At 40.6% G+C, this 7,099-nt stretch carries 5 protein-coding genes; all 5 read right to left on the reverse strand.

Annotated features, from left to right (window positions below; translation table 11 throughout):
- Positions 1-124: 124 nt before the first annotated feature.
- The 5 genes from LKD48_RS16015 to LKD48_RS16035 all read right to left on the reverse strand — a co-directional run bounded on the left by LKD48_RS16015 (position 125) and on the right by LKD48_RS16035 (position 6,886).
- The gene (locus tag LKD48_RS16015) at positions 125-586 is read right to left on the reverse strand and encodes a GNAT family N-acetyltransferase (protein ID WP_308732604.1); all 462 of its coding nucleotides are present in this window, start codon (positions 584-586) and stop codon (positions 125-127) included.
- A 47-nt stretch (positions 587-633) separates the two neighbouring features.
- Positions 634-1,728: a Gfo/Idh/MocA family protein gene (locus tag LKD48_RS16020; RefSeq protein ID WP_227102027.1), complete on the reverse strand. Its 1,095-nt coding sequence runs from the start codon at positions 1,726-1,728 to the stop codon at positions 634-636.
- 25 nt (positions 1,729-1,753) lie between these two features.
- Positions 1,754-2,299, reverse strand: coding sequence for an SGNH/GDSL hydrolase family protein (locus LKD48_RS16025; protein WP_262535777.1), 546 nt, complete (start codon positions 2,297-2,299; stop codon positions 1,754-1,756).
- A gap of 83 nt (positions 2,300-2,382) precedes the next feature.
- Complete coding sequence (locus tag LKD48_RS16030) at positions 2,383-5,292, reverse strand: beta-glucosidase (protein WP_308732605.1); 2,910 nt, start codon at positions 5,290-5,292, stop codon at positions 2,383-2,385.
- Positions 5,293-5,332: 40 nt separating this feature from the next.
- Positions 5,333-6,886, reverse strand: a complete 1,554-nt coding sequence (locus tag LKD48_RS16035) for an ADP-ribosylglycohydrolase family protein (protein WP_308732606.1) — start codon at positions 6,884-6,886, stop codon at positions 5,333-5,335.
- Between the last annotated feature and the right edge of the window lie 213 nt (positions 6,887-7,099).

Raw genomic sequence — 7,099 nt, forward strand, 5'->3', positions numbered from 1 at the left:
ATGGCGAGGTAACCACATGAGCAAAATAGAAGCATCGAAGATGCGATTTTGCGAATGGGGTTCTGAATAGTTACAATAAATTTTTGTAAAACAATGTTTACCCCCGCTTGTATCATTTGTTTTTTTAGGACATGAAAATCATATTAGAATAAACGCTGTTTTCTGGATTGCCTCCCTTTATAAATTCAGCATCTACTGTTTTGCGATAAAACATCTCGGCATCACCAACCCAGCCAATAACTGCATAACCATATCCATATTCCTTCATAGCATAAAGCGTTCTTAATAGAAGGGACTGACCAACATTTTTTCCACGATAATCGGGATGCACACCAATAGGTCCGAAAAAGCCCTTAGCTGATGAATCGTAGCATGCAAAGCCAATAACCTTTTTATCTTCTACCGCAATAAAACACTTTGGTACCTCCTGCATAATGGCATGCTCTGCTTCATATACCCAACTATCTGAAAAATTGCTCTTGATAAAGTTTAAAATTGCTCCCTTATCACCTGCAAATGCTCTCTTGATCTGAATTGTATCCTTCCTATCCTCTAACTTAGGAAGTCTGTACAAATTTGTGATCATATCATTGCCTTCCATATTTGATTCTCCTTTTTATTCCCTTTTATTTTTTAATTCATCTTTTCTGGCCGTTCACAAGAAGACGTCACTGTTACAAACGCTCCTTTTTTACCACTTTCCATAATACAATCAATTACTTCTAATACGTGACATGCCATCTGTGCATTGGCACGATGTTTTCTTCCTTTAATGATTGCATCCGCCATTTCTGAAGGACCAAGTCCTCTGCTATTTTCGCCATATGGAAAACCATAGTCTAAGATTTGAGGCTCCATATTTTTTCCAAAGCCATTCTGTGCAGGAATATAAACTACCTTTCCTCCAAAATTGTTTGGATCTGGAATCTTTATAATGCCTTTTTTTCCATAAATGGTAAAATTTGCCTGATCATTTATTATACTGTCTCCATTTACACTGAATGTTCCTGTAACACCATTTTCCATCTCAAGAATCGTAAATATCTGACTTTCATTCTCGTAGGCAAACTCCTGTCCAAATGAAGGACTATCTGGAAGAACATTGACACGACTGCGTGCCAGATTGCGCACAGAAGCCACAACCTTATTTACAGGACCAAATAAGCTAACAAGTGCTGTCAGGTAATACACACCGAAATCATACCCAATACCGCCTCCAGGCATGCGCAAGAATCCAAATAGGCTTGCCAAAAGGTCAATATCACGATTTGCACACGCATCAAAGGAGGTAATTTCTCCGATTAAACCATCATCCAACGCTTTTCTAGCTGTCTGCAATGCTGCTCCCAAAAAAGTATCTGGCGCCGATCCGATATGCAATCCTTTTTTTTGTGCTTCTGACACTAACTTTTCTGCTGTATGATGAGAAAGCGTCATTGTTTTCTCTGTATAGACATGCTTTCCTGCCTCGATTGCTCTGCGAATCAGTTCCTCATGTGTTGGTGCTGGTGTTAAAATTACAACCATTTCAATCGCATCATCCGATAAAATTTCTTCATATGTACATGCCTTAATTCCATACTTCTGTGCCTTTTTCTGTGCATGCTCAAAATGCGCTGCGCAGCAGGCCACTACCTCAAGATTATCAAAACGCTCAATCATGTTTGTCAAATAAATATCGCTAATCGCACCACATCCGACAACTGCAACCTTCATCTTTTTATCCATATGTTCTCCCTATCCCCAGTATCTCTTATGATAACGATTCTTTAATCGTATTCCAGATACAGTCAGCTGCAAATTCTGATCCTTCTCTTGATGCATGAGCATTATCTTCTGCATACATTTCCACTTCCGGATGATTTTTACGATATTCCCACCACAGCTCTCCGACTGGTGCTAAAAGCGCATTTGCCTCTTCTGCAGCCTGTCGAAATGCTTTTGTCATGCGCGCCTGTTGATCTGGCTCATCCTTCTTTGCCCATGTCATATACACAAGCGGCTTTGCATTTGCCTCGCGAATCCATGTATTCAGCTGTCTAACTGCATCAAACAATTTTTCCTCTGGTCCAAAAGGATGTGAGTGCTCCTGAAGTACAACATAATCATAGTGACCATATAAAATGTTAAATCTCACATCTGGCTCCTGAACATGCTGCTCCAAAAACCATCCTCCGTGAGCAATCATCGTTACCTCACAATCATATCCTTCTTTTCTGGATTTTTCTGCCACCATATTTGGCATATCATTGTAATAGGTATGACTGTTTCCGATAAATAAAATGCGTAATTTTTTCATTGTTTACCTCCGACAAATATATGTGTATAAATTACTTTATTAGTATCTTAGCGTACTTAAATAGTAAAGTCAAGCCCAAAGACTTACCTAAGCCAAAAGCAACACAAGCTGATGTCGCCTGTCATTTGTATACTTACTGTCTGACTTTCTTGCTTAATTGATCCAATCTGTTCAAATGGCACTGTGATATCTGAATAGATTGGCTCACAAATCTTTTGCTGTTCTTCTCTCTCTTTTTTTGCATTGTTATCCAATTCAAACATTGGTGTTGGCTCATACAGGCGCGTATCACCGCTCCAAAATGCTGCCCTTTTTCCATTAATACTTAGCTCGATACTGCCGCCCTTTGCGCTCTTTGCCAGAAAATGGACTTCGCTCGCCTCCATTGCCTGACAGTCACGCCATTGCAGCAGCGCTGGCTTTTCTTTATCTTTTGCTGTTGCTGCTGTAAATGTCATGATTCCCTGTGTCAGTTCAATGTTCTCATATTCGTCAAAATGATCTGCTCTGATGCGCTTTGTCAATACTCGCGTTTTAGTTTTTTCACCAGCAAGGAAAATAGTATCATAAAGTGGTGTCTCTTTGCTTGATGGACCCACAAAAATCATATAATTTCCTTCCTCTACTAAGAAACTTCCACTGATACAGTCATAAAAACGAAGCTCATTTGTAGAAATACGCTTTATAACATGCCTTACTTCATCTGGTGCAATATCATGAAGTCGTTCAAATGCAAGAAGCTGGCGGCGAGGCTTTGGAACACGAGATTTTGGCGCTGATGCATAAATCTGAATAACTTCATCGCTAGTCTGTTTTCCCGTATTTTTAACATCAAATGCCACTTCTATATGTGCTGGATCTGACATATAAACTGAGAGGTTTAAATATAAAAACTTTGTATAAGTCAGTCCATGACCAAACGGATACAGCACCTCTTTGTCAAAATAGCGATATGTCCTCTTTCCCCGAATAATGTCATAATCATCAATATCAGGCAAATCATCATCGCTGTTATACCATGTCATATTCAATCGCCCAGCTGGTGCATTTTTACCATATAATGTCTGAGCCATTGCTGTTCCCATATCCTGGCTTCCTGTCGCGCTCCATACAATCGCTGGAAGCGTATTCTGTACAGAATGAATCGTGTACGGATAATTGGAGAATAAAACGCAAATAGCATCTGGCTTTATTTTACAGATCATTTTTGCCAGTTTCTCCTGATGCGGCGGCAATGCAAGTGTTGTGCGGTCAATTTCTTCCTTTGCATTAACCATAGGATGACAGCCAAGTGCAAGAATTACTGTCTTTGCACACTGCATAAGACGCTGTACTTCTTCAAAGCCATCTACAACAGTATCCATTAAAAAGCTGCTTCCCTCTCCAGTCAGTGCAGAATAAAGTTTTTTATCCTTGCTAATCTGAATTGGCTGATCAAAACGGTTAGTAAGTCGTACTGCTCCATTCTCTGCAGGAATGATATGAAAAATTGCCGTGACAAACCAGTCAAACGCAGCATCCTTCACTGCCACCAGTGCGCCGTCCTCCTCTTCGCTTTGACGGCGCCCCTTTGAAATAGTTGTCACATACTTTCCTGTACGCTCACATCTAAGATTTATACGTCCATCACCCCAATCCTCTTTCACAAACAGATCTGCCTTATCTGACAGACAAAGCGTGCCATCTTCCTGAACTGCCACATACTGATCACAAGCACGAAGCGTTATGCGATCCCAGCCATCCACACAGCGAATTTTCGTATTCAAAAGCTTCTCTAGGCCTTCTTTTAGCGTACTCTTATGATGTGGCTCACCACCGTACCAGTCCTGATACCAGGCATCACAAAGCGGTCCAACTAAAACTGGATCTTTATGAAGAGTTTCTGACAGTGGCAAACGATTATCTTCATTTTTAAGAAGAACAATTGATTTTTTTGTCAGCTCCAGACAAACTTTCTGTGCTTGGCTGCTGCATAGATCTTTTTCTGTAACTCTGTCATACGGATTTTGTACTGTATCATCAAACATACCTAGCTTTAATTTTGTACGAAATACATTGCGAATAGCTTCATCCATTTCATCTTCAGACAAAAGACCATATTCTAATGCTTCACGAGCTGCTTCCTCTACAACCGGCATTGGATCGGACATTGCATCAACGCCAGCCTTTACAGATGCGGCAAGTGACTGTGCGTGTGTTCCAAAATAGTGATGCAGATTTCTAACAAGCTCCATTGCACCGCCATCGCATACTGCATGCTTTAAACCATATTGCTTCTTTAAAATAGATTTCACCTGCGGATTTAACATTCCCGGAATACCGTTGATTTTATTGTAGGCCGTCATAACTGCCTCAGCACCATGCTCTTTGATGCAGCGCCTAAATGGTTCAAGATATAGCTCATACATATTTCTAGGATCAATAGACGCATTTTTCCAGCCTCTGCCATGTTCTGTGTTATTCGCATAAAAATGTTTCAGCGTTGCCGCAATGCGCAAATAGTTAGGGTCATCACCCTGCATACCCTCTATGTATGCTCCTGCCATTGCTCCTGTCAGCACAGGATCCTCTCCATAACCTTCCTCATTTCGTCCCCAGCGCGGATCTCTCTCCAGATCAACAGTCGGTGCCCAACGGCTTAGTCCACCAGCCGGATGACGATGCCACAGTACTCTTGCCTCTGTTCCAGTGACTTCTCCCGCCTTCTTTATAAGCTCTGTATCCCAGCTGGCACTCATGCCAATTGGCTGTGGAAATGAAGTAGTTGGCTCAGGTATATTTCGCCCATTCTGATCATTTCGAGCCTCAACACCGTGAGCAGCCTCACCGCCTACATAACTCATATCAATTCCAAAACGCGGCAGCTCAGGCATAGTTGAAGCCATACATGTTATCTTTTCTTCCAGTGTCATATTGGCTAAAAGCCAGTCTAATCTCTCTTCAATCGGAAGCTTGGCATTCCAAAATGGATTTTGTCTATTTTTTTCTTCCATGTTTTTACGACTCCTTTCATTGCATTAACTAGCATTTCACTTACTGTCCAAGCAATAACATTTTTACAGGTCCACTTGAATGCCTTCCATTAAGTGATACATCTACAATCAGCTCCAGCCTTCCAGACATAAATGATTCTGTATTTAACTCAAATTCCTTTTCCGCACAAGAAAGATAAAGATTATTTAATGGCATTTCCACTTCTGATACACCAACTGCTGTGACACCATCTGGCAAATACAGCTTTATTTTAACCCACTGCTGTTCTCTCATTGTATTCGAGTTGATCACTTTTACTTTAAATTTGCGATTTTCTCCTTTTTTAAAGAAAGCTGATCCCTCATAATCAATCAAAACCTGAAATGCTGTAAATTGATATCTTGCTACATATGGCTGCGCACAAAGCTCATTTAAAGGTATCTCATACATTCTGCCGCTTAAATTAATATATGGAAGATAGTCATCTATTTTCTTACAAAACAGTGCTTCTTTTTCACAGCACTCAATTTTCATACCGCCCTCTGCAAATACATCACAAAGATCCTGTCCAAGAAATCCTGGAATATCTCTCAAAATACGCTCTGCAAGCTGAGTTGCTGTTTCTGGCACCCAAATGCCGCCACCTGTTTTATTGATACACATAGTAACAATTTTATCATTCAGCGGATCAGTCCATTTCTTTGGAAGTTTCGATGCACCATTCATAATACCTAAAAGTGCGCCTAACGTTGCACATGTGCAGTCAGTATCCTCGCCGCAATTATTTGCCAAAATAAGACTCTTTCCAAAATCGCCTTCTCCATACAAAAGACCTAGCACAACAAATGCCACATTCTCCGGTGCGTCAAAACCAGCTGCACCCAATTCCATTCCTTCATTATTCTCTGTCGGAATTTCACTAATCGCGATTCCCTGAATGCCAAATGTTCCAGGTGCTGCATTATGAATCAGTTTTCTAGCCTCAATGAAATCAATTCCCGAATGATAGCAGTCAACTGCCTTTCGTATTGTCTGCGCAGTTATACAGTTCTCTGGAAGATAAGAAAGACCTATTTCAACAAGCTTCTCTCTATCATTCTCTACAAACGCTGCACTTTGTATTGCTGATGTAAAAATTTCTGCATACATTCCCTCATCAGCATGATCTACAATTGCATCCTCAAATGCATAGCGCGTTGCTATTTCAGGATGTCCCGGTGCAAGACAAGCCCACAGCTCTGAACGAATCCAGCAGCCATTGCTATTCTTATAAGTATTATCTACATCACCACTCAATGGCGGAACTAAACCTGCACGAAGATTTGTTTTCCCGGTTCCATACTCAACCCAGTTTGGGATAACAAAGGATAGCCAATATTCTCCAAGAATTGACGCATTTACATTTCTTCCATACCGCTCAACAGCAGCCAGCCACACAATCTGTAAATCTAGGTCATCATTTGCCGGCGGTCCCTGAGTAAGATCCTGCACATAAAAATCTACATTTGGAATCATTCGTTTGCACTCAAATGGTGCTCCAAGCACACCTCCTACATTTTTTCCGGTCCAACATCCAGCCAGCTTATCACGCAGCTCATTTAACTGTAAAATCATTTTTACGTCCTCCTTTTATTATTGATTTTAACTGACTTTTATATGCATTTTTACAAGTATTCTGCTGTAAGTATAGTAAACGCTCAATAGTGGATGCGTAGACAGTGACCTCATTTTTTGAGATAATAGCCTCGACAAATGATAATGCTCTAAAAAGTTCAGTCTAAAAAGTTTAGGCTAAACTTTTTAGAACAATTGGAGGCTATCTATGAA

This window comes from Anthropogastromicrobium aceti (assembly GCF_020687335.1).
Lineage (GTDB): Bacteria > Bacillota > Clostridia > Lachnospirales > Lachnospiraceae > Anthropogastromicrobium > Anthropogastromicrobium aceti.

Excerpts from the sequence above, each read along its gene's own strand:
- LKD48_RS16035 (WP_308732606.1), bottom strand. The coding sequence starts at position 6,886 with ATGATTTTACAGTTAAATGAGCTGCGTGATAAGCTGGCTGGATGTTGG.
- LKD48_RS16030 (WP_308732605.1), bottom strand. The coding sequence starts at position 5,292 with ATGGAAGAAAAAAATAGACAAAATCCATTTTGGAATGCCAAGCTTCCG.
- LKD48_RS16025 (WP_262535777.1), bottom strand. The coding sequence starts at position 2,299 with ATGAAAAAATTACGCATTTTATTTATCGGAAACAGTCATACCTATTAC.
- LKD48_RS16015 (WP_308732604.1), bottom strand. The coding sequence starts at position 586 with ATGATCACAAATTTGTACAGACTTCCTAAGTTAGAGGATAGGAAGGAT.
- LKD48_RS16020 (WP_227102027.1), bottom strand. The coding sequence starts at position 1,728 with ATGGATAAAAAGATGAAGGTTGCAGTTGTCGGATGTGGTGCGATTAGC.